General features: G+C 46.4%; 20 protein-coding genes. 15 read left to right on the forward strand and 5 right to left on the reverse strand.

Features of this window, described 5'->3' with window-relative positions; all coding sequences use genetic code 11:
- The first annotated feature begins 66 nt into the window (after nt 1-66).
- The 6 genes from QUA36_RS24465 (at nt 67) to clpP (ending at nt 3,277) form a co-directional block, all read left to right on the forward strand.
- Nucleotides 67-1,287: a heparan-alpha-glucosaminide N-acetyltransferase domain-containing protein gene (locus QUA36_RS24465; RefSeq protein WP_333459388.1), complete on the forward strand. Its 1,221-nt coding sequence runs from the start codon at nt 67-69 to the stop codon at nt 1,285-1,287.
- Between the two features lie 109 nt (nt 1,288-1,396).
- Nucleotides 1,397-1,771 (forward strand): hypothetical protein, encoded by a 375-nt coding sequence (locus tag QUA36_RS24470; RefSeq protein WP_333108395.1) that lies wholly within the window; start codon nt 1,397-1,399, stop codon nt 1,769-1,771.
- 18 nt (nt 1,772-1,789) lie between these two features.
- Nucleotides 1,790-2,125, forward strand: a complete 336-nt coding sequence (locus QUA36_RS24475) for a hypothetical protein (RefSeq protein WP_333057897.1) — start codon at nt 1,790-1,792, stop codon at nt 2,123-2,125.
- A 45-nt stretch (nt 2,126-2,170) separates the two neighbouring features.
- Entirely contained in the window at nt 2,171-2,458 is a 288-nt protein-coding gene (locus QUA36_RS24480; protein ID WP_333459379.1) for a DUF433 domain-containing protein, read from the forward strand.
- 9 nt (nt 2,459-2,467) lie between these two features.
- The gene (locus tag QUA36_RS24485) at nt 2,468-2,608 is read left to right on the forward strand and encodes a hypothetical protein (protein ID WP_333459380.1); all 141 of its coding nucleotides are present in this window, start codon (nt 2,468-2,470) and stop codon (nt 2,606-2,608) included.
- 36 nt (nt 2,609-2,644) lie between these two features.
- The gene (clpP, locus tag QUA36_RS24490) at nt 2,645-3,277 is read left to right on the forward strand and encodes an ATP-dependent Clp endopeptidase proteolytic subunit ClpP (protein ID WP_333077590.1); all 633 of its coding nucleotides are present in this window, start codon (nt 2,645-2,647) and stop codon (nt 3,275-3,277) included.
- 214 nt (nt 3,278-3,491) lie between these two features.
- Here clpP and QUA36_RS24495 read toward each other — a convergent pair whose 3' ends face one another.
- Nucleotides 3,492-4,490: a hypothetical protein gene (locus QUA36_RS24495; RefSeq protein ID WP_333459381.1), complete on the reverse strand. Its 999-nt coding sequence runs from the start codon at nt 4,488-4,490 to the stop codon at nt 3,492-3,494.
- A gap of 385 nt (nt 4,491-4,875) precedes the next feature.
- Here QUA36_RS24495 and QUA36_RS24500 point away from each other — a divergent pair, with 385 nt between their 5' ends.
- From QUA36_RS24500 to QUA36_RS24525, 6 genes are all read left to right on the forward strand, one after another.
- Nucleotides 4,876-5,124, forward strand: coding sequence for a hypothetical protein (locus QUA36_RS24500; protein ID WP_242718600.1), 249 nt, complete (start codon nt 4,876-4,878; stop codon nt 5,122-5,124).
- 245 nt (nt 5,125-5,369) lie between these two features.
- Nucleotides 5,370-7,736, forward strand: a complete 2,367-nt coding sequence (locus tag QUA36_RS24505; protein WP_333459382.1) for a ribonuclease R family protein — start codon at nt 5,370-5,372, stop codon at nt 7,734-7,736.
- 421 nt (nt 7,737-8,157) lie between these two features.
- The gene (locus QUA36_RS24510; protein ID WP_333167368.1) at nt 8,158-8,781 is read left to right on the forward strand and encodes a flavin prenyltransferase UbiX; all 624 of its coding nucleotides are present in this window, start codon (nt 8,158-8,160) and stop codon (nt 8,779-8,781) included.
- Between the two features lie 115 nt (nt 8,782-8,896).
- Nucleotides 8,897-9,781, forward strand: a complete 885-nt coding sequence (locus QUA36_RS24515; RefSeq protein ID WP_333459383.1) for a LapA family protein — start codon at nt 8,897-8,899, stop codon at nt 9,779-9,781.
- Nucleotides 9,782-9,803: 22 nt separating this feature from the next.
- On the forward strand, nt 9,804-10,355 hold the full coding sequence (locus QUA36_RS24520; RefSeq protein ID WP_333167372.1) for a shikimate kinase: 552 nt from the start codon (nt 9,804-9,806) through the stop codon (nt 10,353-10,355).
- A 725-nt stretch (nt 10,356-11,080) separates the two neighbouring features.
- On the forward strand, nt 11,081-11,212 hold the full coding sequence (locus tag QUA36_RS24525) for a hypothetical protein (protein ID WP_333453840.1): 132 nt from the start codon (nt 11,081-11,083) through the stop codon (nt 11,210-11,212).
- A gap of 101 nt (nt 11,213-11,313) precedes the next feature.
- On the opposite strand, the gene QUA36_RS24530 is transcribed toward QUA36_RS24525, so the two are convergent.
- Together QUA36_RS24530 and QUA36_RS24535 are read right to left on the reverse strand one after the other, a co-directional pair.
- Nucleotides 11,314-11,757 (reverse strand): hypothetical protein, encoded by a 444-nt coding sequence (locus QUA36_RS24530; protein WP_333167376.1) that lies wholly within the window; start codon nt 11,755-11,757, stop codon nt 11,314-11,316.
- 65 nt (nt 11,758-11,822) lie between these two features.
- A complete protein-coding gene (locus QUA36_RS24535) occupies nt 11,823-12,227 on the reverse strand; it encodes an NIL domain-containing protein (protein WP_190741019.1) in 405 nt (134 codons plus the stop codon).
- A 178-nt stretch (nt 12,228-12,405) separates the two neighbouring features.
- On the opposite strand from QUA36_RS24535, the gene QUA36_RS24540 reads away from it, so the two are divergent.
- A complete protein-coding gene (locus tag QUA36_RS24540) occupies nt 12,406-13,008 on the forward strand; it encodes a thioredoxin family protein (protein WP_333167378.1) in 603 nt (200 codons plus the stop codon).
- Between the two features lie 209 nt (nt 13,009-13,217).
- Here the strand turns inward: QUA36_RS24540 and QUA36_RS24545 are convergent, their stop codons facing one another.
- Together QUA36_RS24545 and QUA36_RS24550 are read right to left on the reverse strand one after the other, a co-directional pair.
- The gene (locus QUA36_RS24545) at nt 13,218-13,535 is read right to left on the reverse strand and encodes a hypothetical protein (protein WP_333459384.1); all 318 of its coding nucleotides are present in this window, start codon (nt 13,533-13,535) and stop codon (nt 13,218-13,220) included.
- Between the two features lie 150 nt (nt 13,536-13,685).
- Nucleotides 13,686-13,814, reverse strand: coding sequence for a hypothetical protein (locus QUA36_RS24550; protein ID WP_333459385.1), 129 nt, complete (start codon nt 13,812-13,814; stop codon nt 13,686-13,688).
- Between the two features lie 226 nt (nt 13,815-14,040).
- On the opposite strand from QUA36_RS24550, the gene QUA36_RS24555 reads away from it, so the two are divergent.
- Nucleotides 14,041-15,438 (forward strand): NB-ARC domain-containing protein, encoded by a 1,398-nt coding sequence (locus QUA36_RS24555; RefSeq protein WP_333459386.1) that lies wholly within the window; start codon nt 14,041-14,043, stop codon nt 15,436-15,438.
- A 190-nt stretch (nt 15,439-15,628) separates the two neighbouring features.
- Nucleotides 15,629-16,210, forward strand: a complete 582-nt coding sequence (locus QUA36_RS24560) for a 5-formyltetrahydrofolate cyclo-ligase (protein ID WP_333459387.1) — start codon at nt 15,629-15,631, stop codon at nt 16,208-16,210.
- The last annotated feature ends 92 nt before the right edge of the window (nt 16,211-16,302 follow it).

Genomic DNA, 16,302 nt, shown 5'->3' on the forward strand with positions numbered 1-16,302 from the left:
ACTTGGTAATTGTAATTAGTAGTTTTTCTTTGTTCTCTCTTGCCTCTTCCTTCTCCCTTCTTCCCCATGCGCTTCAAATCCCTTGATGTTTTTCGCGGAATTGCGATCGCCTCGATGATTCTAGTCAACAACCCCGGTAGTTGGGAACAGGTGTATCCGCCGCTAGATCACGCAGAATGGCACGGCTGTACGCCGACAGACTTAGTATTTCCCTTTTTCCTGTTCATCGTTGGCTGCGCGATGTCTTTCTCGCTGTCTAAATATCTTCAAAATTATCCAAAAACCGGAATACAAACCTCAAAAATCACACAAACAAAGGAAAAATTAGAATCCGCCAAAAATCCTCTTCCTTCTTCCTTATCCCTTCTTCCTTATTCAAATATTTACTGGCGAATTGCGCGCCGCGCCGCGATTCTATTTCTATTAGGATTGCTGCTAAATACATCTTCGATCGCCCTTGACGTACTTCTCAACAACGCCCCAGTGGAAAACTTCGGTAAAATCCGCATCATGGGAGTATTGCAGCGCATCGGCTTAGCTTACTTTATCAGTGCGATCGCCATTCTCAATCTTTCCCCCCGCAATCAAAAACTGCTCGCTGTTGCCGTACTTTTGGGCTATTGGGGCGCACTAACCGTATTTGCTGTAGGGGGGTACACTGCCGGCGAACTCACGCCAGAAGGAAATTTAGGGGGATATATCGATCGGCTAATTCTCGGTAGCCAACACCTGTACAAAGGCGGCCCCTTCGACCCCGAAGGATTGTTGAGTACCTTACCCGCAGTTGTCACAGTCCTCACAGGCTACTTTACCGGAGAATGGCTGCGCGTACAGCCCATCAAAACCCGCACCAGTATCAACTTAGCAATCTGCGGCCTTTGTTGCGTGGTAATCGGCCACTTGTGGGGATTTTCCTTTCCCATCAACAAACAACTCTGGACAAGTTCTTATGTAGTTTTTACTGGTGGTTGGGCCTTGCTATTGCTAGCAACTTGCTACGAAACAATTGAAGTGCGGGATTGGAAATGGGGGAGGCCGTTTGAAATCATGGGATTGAATGCTATTTTCCTGTTTGTTGCTTCCGGTATTGTCGCCAGAATCCTGTTGAAAACTCATATCGGTACTGGTGCAAATGCTCCAACAACTTACAGTTGGATTTATGAAAACTGGTTTGTGCCGTGGGCGGGGCCGCTGAATGGTTCTCTAGCATTTGCCGTGACTGCGGTATTATTTTGGTGGTTAGTTTTGTATGGAATGTACCGCCGTGGTTGGGCGATTAAAATTTGAATGGTGGGTTGTTAAACAAGCGCGTTTGCTGGTAAGTGGTGAGCAAGGGGCTTGACAATTAAAAGCTTTTTTTAGTATAATGTTTATATATTTTTTTAGGGTTTTTGACGTGGATATTCTAATTGAGTCAACAAGGGAATTTGAGAAAGATATTGCGCTGCTAAATGAAGATGAGAAAGCCGAAGTAATTCAAAAAATTAATTATTGTGCCAGCCTTTTTCCTACTCAAAAATCAAATGTGTATCGCAAGCTGCGTCGTCTCCCGCTATCGTCAGACCTGAATGGTTACGAGTCTTCGCTTTATACGCTACGAATTTCTCAAAAACTAAGAGTGGTTTTGGCGGTTGACGAAGACCCAATTTTTGGGCAAGCTATTTTTACTCTTTTTCGAGCAATTCAACACGACGAACTCGATCGAGCGTATAAGGGTGTAGCAGAGTCTTTGTATCAAGACCTACTTCAGCGCGATCGAGAAACTGCCTAGATATAATCAGCTTAAGTTATGGCGCAAAACCTTATTCTCTGTGATGAATATGGCATTATTTACGAAGCTATGAAAATTTTGCCAGATGACGAGCTAAAGATTAGTTTTCTGGAAGCTTTAGCAGAACTTGAAGACCAGGAATGTCACAGGACGAGACAATTTCCCAAAACGAGACTGCATAAAGTTAAGGGTGTGAAGCAGGCAGTTTATCGTGCTGATATTGATAAAGTCTCAGGCTGGCGCATCCACGTTCAGTACGTCAACGGACAGATTCATCTCAAGGATATTATTGAAGGGCAAAGACACGACAATGTAATTGAGGTGATTAAATCAAAGAAATCCCGCTACCAGTAATCCTAGCAAAGATATAATCTATAAAAATCCAGTGGGGATTTAGCGATGGAAACTAACAGATCGTTCGAGCAAAGTGATACCTGGAGTGAAGAAGATTGTCTTGATGTCACAGCCTTTTCTTTGCAATACGCAGCTACTATCTTTCATAGCGACCACGATATTTTAGGTGGAACTCCTGTCTTTATTGGTGCTCGCGTCCCGATCGAGACTCTACTTGATTATCTTGAAGCTGGTGATTCGGTCGATGAATTTTTAGACCATTTTCCTAGTGTCAGCGACGATCGAGCGATTTCAGTTCTCGCAACGATACGATCGCCACATAACAACATTTAACGTTTATTGATGTCCGCTTCCTCAACATCGATCGCCTGCAGGATCGGAAATCCGATCGCACCCCCGCCACAACTTCCACAAATTAACGCCCCAACCCCGCCCAGTTCAAGGATTTTGCCGATTTCTCGATCGCCCGCCACCGATCGCTAACTATAACTGAGCCCTAATCGCTAAAATTAAAAAAAGATACGTAATAGGCAGGCCCGGTCAATGATCCCAACAGTTATAGAACAATCCGGTCGCGGCGAACGCGCCTTTGACATTTACTCGCGACTACTGCGCGATCGCATCGTCTTCTTGGGCCAACAGGTTGACTCAGACTTGGCTAACCTGATCGTTGCCCAATTGCTATTTTTAGACGCCGAAGACCCGGAGAAAGATATTTACCTCTATATCAACTCCCCAGGGGGTTCGGTAACAGCAGGTATGGGCATTTTTGACACGATGAACCACATCCGCCCCGACATTTGCACTATTTGTCTCGGTTTGGCAGCCAGCATGGGCGCTTTTCTGTTGAGTGCCGGCGCTAAAGGCAAGCGGATGAGTTTGCCTCACTCCCGGATTATGATCCACCAACCTCTAGGCGGAGCTCAAGGACAAGCAACCGATATTGAAATTCAGGCCAAAGAGATTTTGTACCACAAACGCCGCCTGAACGAACATCTTGCCAACCATACCGGTCAGCCGCTTTCCCGCATTGAAGAAGATACCGAACGGGATTTCTTCATGTCCGCTGAAGAAGCCAAGGACTACGGATTAGTCGATCAAGTGATCGATCGCCGTCCTTCCGCCAGCCGCCCGATCGCCGCTGTCGTCTAAATAAAAAGTTAAAAATCAAAAATGAGGAAATATTCTTCATCTTTGATTTTTAATTTTTAACATTCATATAGCAGTTTTCAGTGGAGGGAATTACAGAGGCTGGGGCGCATGATACGGCGTCATAGTTAAGTCCTTACTGTATTTCATACAATTGAAAACTGCTATATTTAGCTTTTTCTCCAAAAACATCACACCTAGAAACCCTACATAATTACTAGGGCAAAGATTCGAGATATTGCAGGAAGTCGAGCAATTCTACTTGATTTAAGAAATGGCGCGCTTCTTTGCCATAAGCTTGTTTGAGATGATCTTTTCCTTGGTTGGCAGTCCAGCCCAGCCGCTGGATTTCCTCAGTGGTTCTGCTATAGATTTCCAGATATTCTAGGAAATCTACTAACTCTTCGCTAGAAAGCTCTCTCTGCGACGACTTGCCGTAATTGTGTTCCAGACACTGGGTTTCCTGTGGTTTTTTCCATCGCAGCCGTTTGAGGATGGCGTCTATTTGGGCGATCGTATCAGAATTATCCTCGATCGAATCGCTGGGGATTCCCACTGCGATCGGTTGCAATTCCCTGACTTCGGCGGCACCCTGTAGCAGTTCACTTTGGCTAGAAGTCGGCATCTCCAGTTCAGTGATCGGTTCGCCGTAGCTAGAAGAAAGCCAAGCGTCCGAGTCTAACTGCTTCGGTACAAATCCAGTAGCCTCCGTCCGATCGACCGTTGGCGGCAACGGTTCCGGTACAGGTGCGATCGGCTCTTCATTTAATTTCGCTTCAGTCTTGACAAAATTGCTTTGATGTGTATCAGGCACTTCGTCGGCAACAGGCATTTCTAGAACCGGAAGAGGAACACTTGTCGGCCCAACAGGAACCGGAACCGCAGGAGGAGGGGGAGGGGGAACAGCAGCAGCCGGGGAAACGGCAGGAGGAGGGGGAACAGCAGCAACCGAAGCAACCGGAGCAACCGGAGCAACCGGAGCCGGATCAACAGTCGCGATCGCACGATCGGGCGCAGCAGATCCAAGGACAGCGATCGCTCGCAACCGGGCGCGGTCTTCGGCATCCTCAACAGACTCAGCAGCCGACATAGCCGTAGCCAGAGTTTTGCCGTCAACCTGAACCAGACAGCGAACAACAAACTTACCGTGATGAACAGTCAGCAACTCACAAATTAACTGTCCAGCGGGATAAAGGGCGCGAAATTCAGCAAACATAATTTTTTGACCCCGAAACCAGAAGGGGCTTATGACTTAAGTGTAGTACAGCCCTGAGAAAACAATTTTCTGAAAGCACCTATTCAACATACAATAAATTAAAGGTGAGTCATCCGCGCAACCTTTCACGCCACTAAACCCCATCCCACATCCAGCGGTTTAAGCTAACAAGCATCGGGCGTCATTTCTACCTATAGGAGATGACACAGCAACTAAGCAAAAGTAGTAAAAGTCTCCGGTTTGCGTACCTGCACTTTCTACAGCACAGATTGCTCCCGACCCGCTCGTTGCACCTCTGTCCGCAAGGACAGATAGCGTGCAAAAAAACAGGGGCATCGCAGCAGCGAGCTACTAGCAATTTTGCCTTAAAGATCCGGTAAATTCTTTGCTAAAGCAAGAAGCAAGAGGCACTTCAAAAGGAAGAAGGAACAAGGCAGAAGGAACAAGGCAGAAGGAAGAAATGCAAATTTTATCCCTCTCCATCCCTCCATCGGCTCATCCTCGACTCAAGCCGTCGCTTTCAGTATCGAGCCATCTTTTAAGAACAGACAGGGGCTTTCTAATTCGCGAAGTGCTCGGCGCTGCTGACCTAAAAGCAAACAAACCAACGCTAAAAAATTGTATTGGGGAATAGCGTGCGGGACAGTTGTCTGCACCGTCAGCAGTCAGTTAAAGACAGACAGCAGACAATTAGCACCAAGCCGGTGTCGGGAGAGAATCTCAAAAAAACCTCGCGATGAAACAAGGTGGCTGTGCTCGCGTCTCCACCTATCAACCCGCGCATTTGTTGGGAAGCAGGCACTACGAGTGCCCGAGGGGGCGCGGCTGATTTCGCCAAAATTTAGACTAATTGCTGGAAACAAGAGGATCGATCGCTACATGGAATTTTCTATCGCTGCACTGCTGGCAAATTTTACAGAAGACAAATTAGTGGCTCCTAAAGCATTGGAGAAAAAACTCGACTGCAACGACGCCACCAGTCAACTCAAACTTCAAATCGCATTAGAAGCCCTAGAGAAAATTGGCATATTAGTCAAAGACAAAGGCCGCTATCGCCGAGTAGCTGAAGACGACGTAGTAGAAGCAAAACTGCGCTGTTCGAGCAAAGGATTTTGCTTTGCAATTCAAGACGCCGAAGGCTCAGAAGACGTTTATGTGCGGGAAAGTCATCTCTCGACAGCTTGGAATGGCGATCGAGTCTTAGTCAAAATTATCAAAGAAGGTAGTCGCCGCCGATCGCCCGAAGGCGAAGTCATGCTCATCCTCGAACGCGCCAACCCCTCGGTACTAGCGCGAGTCAAGCAAACCGCCACCCCCACCGGCCGCGTCAGCTACAGAGCAATCCCCCTGGACGATCGCCTGTTGTTTGAACTAGACTTGCTCGCAAACGGCACAAATCTCCAAGAGGCGATCGACCACCTAGTACACGTCGAAGTCAAACGCTACCCCCTCGGCACCCATCGCCCAGTCGGCAAAGTAGTACAGGTACTCGGTTCCGACGCCGAAGCCGCTGACGACCTCGACATCGTATGCTGCAAACACGACTTGCCGCGATCGTTCCCCGCCGCCGTCATCAAAGCAGCCGAAAATTTGCCGAGCAAAGTCAAAAAAACCGACATCAAAAAACGCCTAGATTTGCGTAACATTCTGACTGTTAGCTTCAGCAAAAACGAACCGGGAACAAGCAACAGCGAAAAGGATGCCACTCAAGCCCCGGAGGAAAATCTCTCCGAAGGAGGAGGCGAAAACGAGTTTGATCCGACATCATTCCTGTCCGATCCGCCCGTGGAACGCGCTTTGTCGATCGAAACCCTGAAGCCCGGCCGCTGGCAAATAGGAATCCACATCAGCGACGCCGCCGAGTACGTGCAGCCAGAAACCCCGATCGACCGCGAAGCCCGCAAGCGAGGAACCGCCGCCCATCTGGGAGAAAAAATCATCGCCGTACTGCCAGAAACCCTCAACGAGCGCTGCTCCCTGCTGCCTGACAGCGAACGGCTGGCCTTCAGCATACTGCTCACCCTAGATGAATCAGGAGAACTCCTAGAATACGAGATTCAAGCCAGCGTCATTCAAATTGACTACCACCTCACCTACGAGCAAGCTCAAGCAATTCTCGAACCAGGCGATGCCGAAGAGCACCCTTTATCCTCCGCCCTCCGTCCTTTCCTAGATCAACTCGGTGCCGCCTCACAGGCTGCCAGACAGACAAGGCTCAAGCGAGGAGCTTTTGAACTAAATTTGCCCGATGCTAACTCTCACTTCGACGACGAAGGCGAATTAGGAGCTTTTGCAACGGCTCCCCCCGCTCAGTCGGCTGTCTCCGAGTTGGTCGTACTCGCCAACCAAGCTGTCGCCACCCACCTGCAAGCCTTGGGAGTCCCAGCAATTTACCGCGTCCAGCCGATGCCCGACCCGGCAGACATTCAAGAGTTCATCAAACTCTCCAACAACCTCGGAGGCGAACTGTATCTCGAAACCGAAGAAGAAGTTTTGCCCTTGGACTTTCAGCGATTTACCCAGCAGTTTGCCGGCCTGAAGTCTGAAAGAGTTCTCACCTACCTGCTTGAAGACACCATGAAGCCCGCTGTTTACAGCACAACTCCCAAACCGCACTTCGGTTTGGGGCTGTCAGAGGGTTACACGCGCTGCACTTCGCCGCTTTCGCGCTACGCCGATTTGCTGGTGCTGCGGGTGTTGCAAGCGGTGTTCGAGCAAGGCCGCAGCAGCCGCACAACACGGGCTAAGGAAAAAGTTGACTTGCACCATTCTTCCTGTCACGGTCAAATTACTTGGAATGTTCTCCCCCCAGATTTGCACCACGAATTTGAGACAGAGTTTGCATCGGTAGTAGTACACCTAACCGAACGCGAAAGAGTTGCTGAGGATGCCGAAAGCGATTTGCAGGGATTGAAGAAAACCGGATTGATGAAAGAACGCACCGGGCAAACTTTCCAGGGTTTGATTACAGGCGTGCAGTCTTACGGTTTCTTTGTGGAAATAGAGGTGCGGCCACCGGAGAGCGACATCCTGCGAGTTGAGGGATTGGTACACGTTTCTTCGCTCAAGGATGACTGGTACGAATATCGATCGCGCCAGCAAACTCTGGTGGGCCGCAAAAACCGCAATCAGTACCGTTTGGGCGATCGGGTAGAAGTTCAAGTCAAAAGTGTTGACTACTACCGCCAGCAAATTGATTTAGTTGCAGTTGGTGGCGGCAGCCAAGCTTTTGATGATGATGAATAATTTGTTGACAGTTGACAGTTGACTGTTAACTTTTATCAATACTTAGTTGTCATTGTCTAGCAACTAAGTATTAAGAAGTGGGCGGGAAACTATACTCAGCAATCATCAATTAATAATTAAGGACTAATATCAAATCCGATAGCATCGTCGGGCGTCAAATCCAGCCAACAGTCAACAATCACGGACGGTGCAACCAGAATTTATATAACTTATCTGCGTGAATCTGTGTTAATTTGCTTGCCTATATCTGCGGTAAAAAAAAGAGAATGTATTAACCGCAGATAACAATGGATTGACGATGATTCACGCAGAGGTCGAAAAGAGATATAGGAAGAATTCTGATGCTAACAAATTTGATATAACAACTAATTACTAACAACAGTCAACAGTCAACAGTCAACCCACAACTAACAAATAACTAATGACGAATAACTACCCCCTAATCGTAGGAGTTACTGGAGCATCGGGACTGATTTATGCGGTGCGAACATTGAAATATTTGTTGGAAGCCGATCGCGCGATCGAACTGGTAGCATCGAAATCTACTTACATGGTTTGGCAAAGCGAACAGAACACTCGAATGCCCGCAGAACCGACGCTACAAGAGGAATTCTGGCGGGAACAAGCAGGAGTACCCACAATGGGTAAACTCCGATGCCATCCCTGGCAAGATGTCGGTGCTAATATTGCTAGTGGCTCCTTTCGTACCCAAGGGATGATGATTATTCCCTGTAGCATGAGTACACTAGGCAAGTTGGCGGCTGGCTTGAGCTCGGATTTGCTCGAAAGGGCGGCCGACGTTCAGCTCAAGGAAGGGCGAAAATTGGTACTCGTGCCTCGCGAAACGCCTTTTAGCTTGATTCACCTGCGGAATTTGACTACCTTGGCGGAAGCTGGAGCTAGAATTGTACCAGCGATTCCTGCTTGGTATCACAATCCGCAAACTATTGAAGATTTGGTAGACTTTGTGGTGGCTCGCGCTTTAGACCAGTTGGGGATTGATTGCGTTCCTCTCAAACGCTGGAAGGAAGAAGAAGGGAGTTAGTTGACAGTTGACAGTTGACAGTTGACAGTTTGTTATTTGTTATTGATGATTTGTTAGTTTGAATTAGCAATTCCCAATTAGCAATTAGCAATTACCAATTACCAATATTTTTAATATGCGACCTGTATTTTTGCTAGTAATTGTGGTAGGGCTAACTATTTTTGCCCTGCAAAATGTGGAGCCGGCTTTATCGCTGGTGTTTTTGGGTGTTCGATCGCCTGCTTTGCCTTTATCTATCTGGATTCTGCTGAGCATGGCGGTGGGAGCTATCACGTCTTTATTGATTTCTGGTTTGCTCGCTTTTTCAAATTATCTATCTCCAAGGCGAGACCGCACCGGCCGATCCAGTCGCAGCCGTCCCGATACTTTCCCAGAGGACATGAGAACGCCTTACACGCCGCCTCCACCTCCTAGAAAGCTGGAAATTGACCCCGATCTAAATAGGGAAAATAGCCAAACTCAGGCTGCTGGTTCCTACCGAACTGAGTACGGCACGTCGGCGGATTACAGTACCCGGACTTTCCTACAAGAAACTCCGAACCCTGATGGGGGGAAGAATTACGCTCAACCGGGGACTTATGCAGCGGCAGACGATGAGGATGATTGGGTCTCAGATGGCTCAAAATCCGGCTCTCAAGGGGGTGATGACGATTGGGGGGACGATCGCGATTTTCCCGATCAACCGCAGGTAAATGATGTTCCAGCGGCAAATCCGAGGGCTTACGAAGCTCAGCAGGAACCGAAAAGCAAGTCTTGGGCTGGCTCAGTATACTCTTACGGCTATCGAGATCCGAGCCAGTCTGGGGTGGGGCAAACTGAGTCTGTATACGATGCGGAGTATCGAGTGCTGGTTCCTCTGGGAGGGGAGATTCCTAAACCCGCTGATGAACCACCAATAAATCCTCTGGCAGAAGCAGAGGATGATTGGGGATTGGATGAGGGTGATGAGTTTGATGACGAGGATAGCCCCAGTGACGGCTCGATTAACCTGAAAAAATAGAAAAATATCGGAGGATGTGGCAGTGGATGGGTTGAGGGGAGTAAATATCTATCTTGTCGGGATGATGGGTGCGGGAAAAACAACGGTGGGGCGGATTTTGGCAAGAAAATTAAAATACCGTTTTTTTGATACTGATGAACTAATTGTTCGAGTTGCTAATCAGTCAATTGCTGAGATTTTCGATCGAGAAGGGGAAGAGGCTTTTCGGGAACTAGAAACTAAAGTCCTCGGTGAGTTGTCTGCGTATCAAAATTCGGTCGTGGCTACGGGCGGCGGCATTGTGACGCGATCGATGAATTGGGGTTACTTGCACTACGGTGTAGTAGTTTGGCTGGATGTGCCTGTAGATCAACTGTACGATCGACTGCGTTCGGACACCGCTCGACCCCTTCTGCAGGAGGGCGAGATCAAATCTAAGCTGCAAAGCCTTTTTAAAGAGCGAGAGCGTTTCTACACTCAAGCAGATGTCCGAGTGTATGCTGGTGTGGGTGAAAGGCCTGAAACAGTGGCGAATAGGGCGATCGAGGAAATCCAAAAAGTTATCAAACCAGAAACCGGGCCTGAGCTCAATTGATACATTCAGAAACCGAGTTGCTGAGAAAATAACAGGTTTGTGAGGACTTTTGATACAAGTTCCCAAAAATAATGCGACCCTACGCAAGATCCAAACCACAAGCTTCATCACTCATTCCCAAAATCTAAAATCTAAAATCTAAAATCTAAAATCTAAAATCGTAGGACTTCGGTGAAAATACTGGTTTTTGTCTAAGTGTGTCCGTTTAACCACCGAATATTTTGCAATCCACCGGGTTTGACTGGATGTGATGCGTAACTTTTATAATTATGAGGATGTGGCGATGCGGAGATTTTATACAAGAACTAATGGCAGACTCATCTGATGCGTTAAAGCCGACTATTGAGTTCTCCCTAAAAATAAAATGGCCCCACCGCTGAAGGGCTGTAGGGCGCAAGGACAGTTAAACGCTAACTTGATTGTCGGGAAATTTAGCATAAATGCTACCCTGCTATGTGACGATTTTACGATCGTCCATTCACTCATCAACTCTCCCGTATCAAAAAATGTAACCCAGCACCGATCTAATTCAACCTGTCCTATTCTAAAAACAATACCTCATGCATTCTGACTAGCAGCTCCCTAAAGCTGCTTTTTTATTGCGATAAGTTTTTGGCTGCGGGACTTGCGGGCTCTTGGCAATAACATTTTGAGCAACAGTCGCTACAGTTCAATACTGCCCTAGGGGTTTTCACTTCTACTCCAGGTTTGTCGGTAAGTGGTAATTGGTAATTAGTAATTGGGAATTAGTAACGCGCAACGGGGAATCGGCAATTGAGATGCTGTACCTCACGAGGCTGGAAAACTGCTATGATTACGGCGCGGAACGGGGCATTAATCCGGGGGTGGGGGATTGAACAAAAATAAGCTGTATTTCATTGATGGGCGATCTGATAGTTTTCGGCTAAATATCCGTTGCGAATTATAGAATTTGGTTGGATGAATTTCCCGTTCTCAATTAAGAGAATACGAGCCTGCCTGTCTTTGACCAAAACTCTATCGCTCCACCCAGTCCCACACCTGCTAAAGAAATGGTAGCTAATAGCGCAAAAGCCCGCCAATCTTTCCAACCAGATATTTGAATATCGAGTCTTGCCAAAGCTCCGGCTGAAATCAAGAGTAAACAAGTAGCAAAAAGGTGCATCCAGGTAAAAACTACCACTGCCACAAAAGCTCCTACAATAATAGAAAGAAAAGCACCGATATCACTTGAAAACCACCGCACAATTAAGGCTTTTATGTCTCTCAAAGGGAACGATAAGGCGACAGCCAACACTAAAATTGAAGCTATGGCTAGAAACCAAGTCAGGTGCGGGGGAACATCAAACTCAGATAATTTCCAGCCCAAAGTGAAATAAGTAACAAAAAGTAGAATTAGGGAAACCCAAGAGTTTTTTTTCATCCAATGGCAAAATTAGGAGAATCCTGCAAAAAAAAGATCATGATCCAGAGGAGTTTGTACAGGGGCTAGAGGTTAGTAGAAATAGCTTGCACCGGACAGGTAGGGATGCACTGCTCGCAAACGATACACCGCGATCGAGCAAAACTTAGTTTAAAGCTTTCTGGGTCAAGGGTCAAGGCTTCTGTCGGACAAACCCCCGTACACAAACCGCAGTCAACGCAGATATCTTCGTCTATGAGTATTTCCCGACTGGCTAGGGAAACGCCTATGTTTTGCGATCGCATCCAGTCGATCGCCGCTTCTAGTTGGTCGATGTCCCCTGATAACTCTAGCACCAGTTTGCCCACTTGATTGGGAGCCACCTGAGCACGGATAATGTTCGCTGCAACATTAAAATCCTTTGCCAGTCGATAGGTGACAGGCATTTGGATCGATCGTTGGGGAAACGTCAGTGTTACCCGTTTTTTCACCCTGCAAGTCCTCGGTAATTTACAAACAATCTTTGTTATCTTCTGTTTTAGCGCACTTAATCTAATTACTGCCTTTAGCACAAATTTTTATGAGATGGGTCTGATTATCTCAAAATGTGGTATAATCTGAATCTATTATTTAAAATAAAAACATAGACATCAAAGCGCAATTTATTTTATGACCCAGAATTCACCCAAATCAACTGTCGCCCCCGCCGCCAAAAATCCTGAAACAAAAGTCGCCACGCGCCTCAGAAACTTATTGATCGTGTTAACTGCGATCGCCCTTTCAATATCCATCTTCTTCGGGCTGCAAACCCAAACGCCGTCAAGCAGTCTCACCGACATGGCAAAAGCTTCAACGCCATTAGAAACAGCTTTGGTAAACGGCAAACCGACACTCATGGAATTTTATGCTAATTGGTGCGGTAGCTGTCAGGCAATGGCTAAGGATCTGAGCGAAATCAAACAGAAATATGCCGAACCGATGAATTTTGTGATGCTGAATGTAGACAATGACAAATGGCTGCCAGAAATCACCAAATATCGAGTAGATGGCATTCCGCACTTTGTCTATTTGAACGATAAAGGCAGCGCCGTTGCGGAAACGATGGGCGAAATGCCGCGCAGTATTATGGAAGCTAACTTAGAAGCTTTAATTGCAGGAAAACCTCTGCCACACGCCCAAGCTGGTGGTCAAGTTTCTAATTTTACTCCCCCCACAGGGCCTGTGAAAACAAGTAGCTCCGACCCCCGCGCCCACGGCTCTCAAGTACAGTAAATGAAGTCATTAGTCAGTAGTCATTAGTCAGTAGTCAGTAGGAATAAGAGGCGTTGCTGATTTACGGTATGAAATGCTAATTATGCCAGTCATAGAAACCAGTATCGACAAAGCTTGGGGATTTTCAACTTATTTTTTTGATATCCTGATTAAGCAACGCCGAGAGCGATCGCGCCTCAGTTAAGGAAGGGCGATCGCTTTTGATATATTTAAAATGCCAGCAAGAAAGCGCCGATCATTTGTAAGATATGGATGACAGCCTCAATAGATAATCCCAGTGAGCCTGCCAAGGAGCCGATCGCTGTGGCTATTTCCGTAACACCAGCACCTGAACTGATTAAAGCTATCACCTGGCTAAGAAATTCAATAACAGCGGGTCCGTTAGCAATTAAGCCAAACAGAGCCGCAACAGAAACAGATCCCACTTTGAGAGCTTCGAGTAGTGCCGTTAGCTGCGCGATCGCGTCTGGGCCTTGGGTGTGAATGTAATCTAAAATTTGTGTGATTGCTGCTACGAGTGCATCCATGATTCTTTCCTTTTAGGATCAAATATCTACAAATCAATACTCTTAGTCAACTAGCTGAAAAAGCAGTTCAAAAAATAGTCGGATTATTTCCAACCCACTCAAATCATTTCTCATATCGATACGAGGCAAAAAAACAACTATTTATTAGCTTTAACCCGTTATTTTTCTCACAATTCTTCGATGCTTATCAATGACATCAGCAACCTCTTTGACTATCTCCTTTTGTTCTTGCGACAGCGAACATTTCAGCTTGGGTTCTTTTTTGGATTCGTTAGCCATGAGCTTAATAATCTAATGTTTTGCTATAGTTTATTAGCGGAAAATTATCGCTTATCTTTGAATAATATCATTATATTCACAGCGATGTCCAGTCATAAAACGTCAGACAATGTAAGTTGTTGTACCTGACGCTAACTCTCAAAAAAAGTCAAATGTTGCCATCCATGTCATAAAATGTCATAAAATAGCAGGTATAATAGGCCAAACCCCTAAACTTAAGTCACCGATGGACGTTAAAGAAGTCTTGAGATTTGCCGATGACCTGGTTTTCGCTAAGACGGGAGAACATTTGGAGGATCTGCAAGAAGCTATCTTGGGGGGTGTATGGGAAGGTCAAAAATACTCTCAAATCGCAGAAACATCCCATTGTAGCGAAGGTCACGTCAGGAATGTAGCTTCAAAATTATGGAAGCGTTTATCAAATGTATTAGGTGAAGAAGTTACTCCATCGAATTTACGAGCGGCACTTGAGAGACGGCAATTATTCATCGTATCATCAAATTTTGGGAATGATTTTCTACACATTGGTAACGTCAATGTTTGTACAGATACCCAAGCTTCAGAAAGGCCCAAAACCCGATCGCCCTCAACCCCCACCTCAGACACCTCCCAACCCCAAACCCGACTAGACTTAACAGACGCACCTCATATTTCATCCTTGTGCGATCGCACATCCGAACTCGCCACCCTGGAAAAATGGATCGTCCAAGAAAAGTGCACCCTCGCAGCAATATTAGGAATTAGCGGTATTGGCAAAACCGCACTTTCCCTCCACCTCATCCAAAAAATTCAGCATAACTTTGAATACGTCATCTGGCGAAGTCTCCGCCACTCCCCACCCTTAGAAACTACCCTAAAAAATCTCCTAGAATTTCTCTCAAATAAACCCGAAATCGAACTCCCTACCAGCATTCCCGATCGACTTTCCCTGTTAATGGAATTTCTGCGAAAAAACCGCTGTCTCATTATCATCGACGACGTGCAAACCATTCTCAGCAGCGGACAATTAGCAGGAAATTACCGCCCAGAATGCGAAAATTACAGCATCCTATTCAGACAAATCGGAGAAACAACCCACAACAGTTGTTTAATCCTCAATAGTTGGGAACCACCCAGAGAAATTACCGCCTTAAAAGGAGAAAAATCACCAGTTCGCAGCTTACAACTCAAAGGCATAGGTACAGCAGCCGCCGAAATTTTCCGACAAAAAAGTTTACTCAATCCCGAAACATGGGAAAACCTAATTAACTCCTATCAAGGCAATCCATTGTGGTTGAAAATAGTCGCCACCACCATTCAAGAAATATTCCGAGGTAGGGTTGCAGAATTTTTGAAATATGATATGCTCTTCTTAGGGGAAGAATTGGCAGCAACATTGCACCCGCAGATAAATCGTTTGTCAGAATTAGAGAAAAAACTCATCAGCCGCCTCAGTCGCGAAGCAAATTCAGTTTCAATAGAGCAATTGCTACAAGATGCCGATTTATCGCCCTCCGACTTATTCAATGGGCTGCAATCTTTGGGGAGGCGATCGCTAGTTGAAATAGAAGAACAGGAAAATGAAACGCTATTCAGCGTTTGTCCTGTGGTGAGACAATATGTAATATCAAATCCAGTTTGTTGATACTTTCCGACAGTCCGGCAGTCCGGCAGGGGTTTCAACCCCTGCCTCAAAGCTAAAGTCGGTTAAAACGACTACAGAATGTGATGAAAACGCAATTAATTGTAGTCCTCTTTTAGAGGACTTTCGCTGTGAGACAGCGGTTGAAAACCTCTGTCGGACTGGAACTCAAACGATAGATTCGATCGCAAATATGAATACTGCTGAACCTTCATTAACTAAAACCGAATTAAGAAAATCGCTCCTCAACACCCGCAAATCCCTATCAGCACAAGAATGGAGACAAAAGAGCGATCGCATCTGCAATCACCTGCAAAAGTCGCCCTTATTCACCCAAGCAAAAACAATCCTCGCCTACTTCTGTTGTCGCCAAGAACCAGATTTAAGTCCCCTATTTGTAACTCCCCGCAAATGGGGATTTCCCCGCTGTGTCGGCAAAGAGCTATCCTGGCACATCTGGCAGCCAGGAGATGCTTTACATACTGGAGCTTATGGCATACTCGAACCCCTGCCCGATGCTCCTAAAATAGACCACTCAGAAGTAGATTTAATGCTCGTACCCTCAGTAGGCTGCGATGTTCGCGGCTATCGCTTGGGCTACGGCGGCGGCTATTACGATCGAATGCTCAGTTTAGCTGAGTGGGAATCAAAAATTGCGATCGGCATTATCTTTGAATTTGCCTTGCTCGCCCAGCTACCAGTTGACTCCTGGGACAAACCGCTGCACGGAATTTGCACAGAGAACGGTTTAGAAATAATACAGCAAAAATCTTAAAGGTCGATCGAGAAATTATAGTCATTTCAAATAAGTATGAGACACTAGACTGCACAATAAGCACGAATAATTTCATCAAGAGATGTGCCAGG

The organism is Microcoleus sp. Pol10D4, from assembly GCF_036701555.1.
Lineage (GTDB): Bacteria > Cyanobacteriota > Cyanobacteriia > Cyanobacteriales > Microcoleaceae > Microcoleus.

Bases quoted from the DNA above. Each gene is read 5' to 3' on its own strand.
- QUA36_RS24505 (WP_333459382.1), top strand. From the start codon at position 5,370: ATGGAATTTTCTATCGCTGCACTGCTGGCAAATTTTACAGAAGACAAA.
- QUA36_RS24530 (WP_333167376.1), bottom strand. From the start codon at position 11,757: ATGAAAAAAAACTCTTGGGTTTCCCTAATTCTACTTTTTGTTACTTAT.
- QUA36_RS24560 (WP_333459387.1), top strand. From the start codon at position 15,629: ATGAATACTGCTGAACCTTCATTAACTAAAACCGAATTAAGAAAATCG.
- QUA36_RS24465 (WP_333459388.1), top strand. From the start codon at position 67: ATGCGCTTCAAATCCCTTGATGTTTTTCGCGGAATTGCGATCGCCTCG.
- QUA36_RS24480 (WP_333459379.1), top strand. From the start codon at position 2,171: ATGGAAACTAACAGATCGTTCGAGCAAAGTGATACCTGGAGTGAAGAA.
- QUA36_RS24515 (WP_333459383.1), top strand. From the start codon at position 8,897: ATGCGACCTGTATTTTTGCTAGTAATTGTGGTAGGGCTAACTATTTTT.
- QUA36_RS24495 (WP_333459381.1), bottom strand. From the start codon at position 4,490: ATGTTTGCTGAATTTCGCGCCCTTTATCCCGCTGGACAGTTAATTTGT.
- QUA36_RS24510 (WP_333167368.1), top strand. From the start codon at position 8,158: ATGACGAATAACTACCCCCTAATCGTAGGAGTTACTGGAGCATCGGGA.
- QUA36_RS24540 (WP_333167378.1), top strand. From the start codon at position 12,406: ATGACCCAGAATTCACCCAAATCAACTGTCGCCCCCGCCGCCAAAAAT.
- QUA36_RS24545 (WP_333459384.1), bottom strand. From the start codon at position 13,535: ATGGATGCACTCGTAGCAGCAATCACACAAATTTTAGATTACATTCAC.
- QUA36_RS24555 (WP_333459386.1), top strand. From the start codon at position 14,041: ATGGACGTTAAAGAAGTCTTGAGATTTGCCGATGACCTGGTTTTCGCT.
- QUA36_RS24550 (WP_333459385.1), bottom strand. From the start codon at position 13,814: ATGGCTAACGAATCCAAAAAAGAACCCAAGCTGAAATGTTCGCTGTCG.
- QUA36_RS24485 (WP_333459380.1), top strand. From the start codon at position 2,468: ATGTCCGCTTCCTCAACATCGATCGCCTGCAGGATCGGAAATCCGATC.
- QUA36_RS24475 (WP_333057897.1), top strand. From the start codon at position 1,790: ATGGCGCAAAACCTTATTCTCTGTGATGAATATGGCATTATTTACGAA.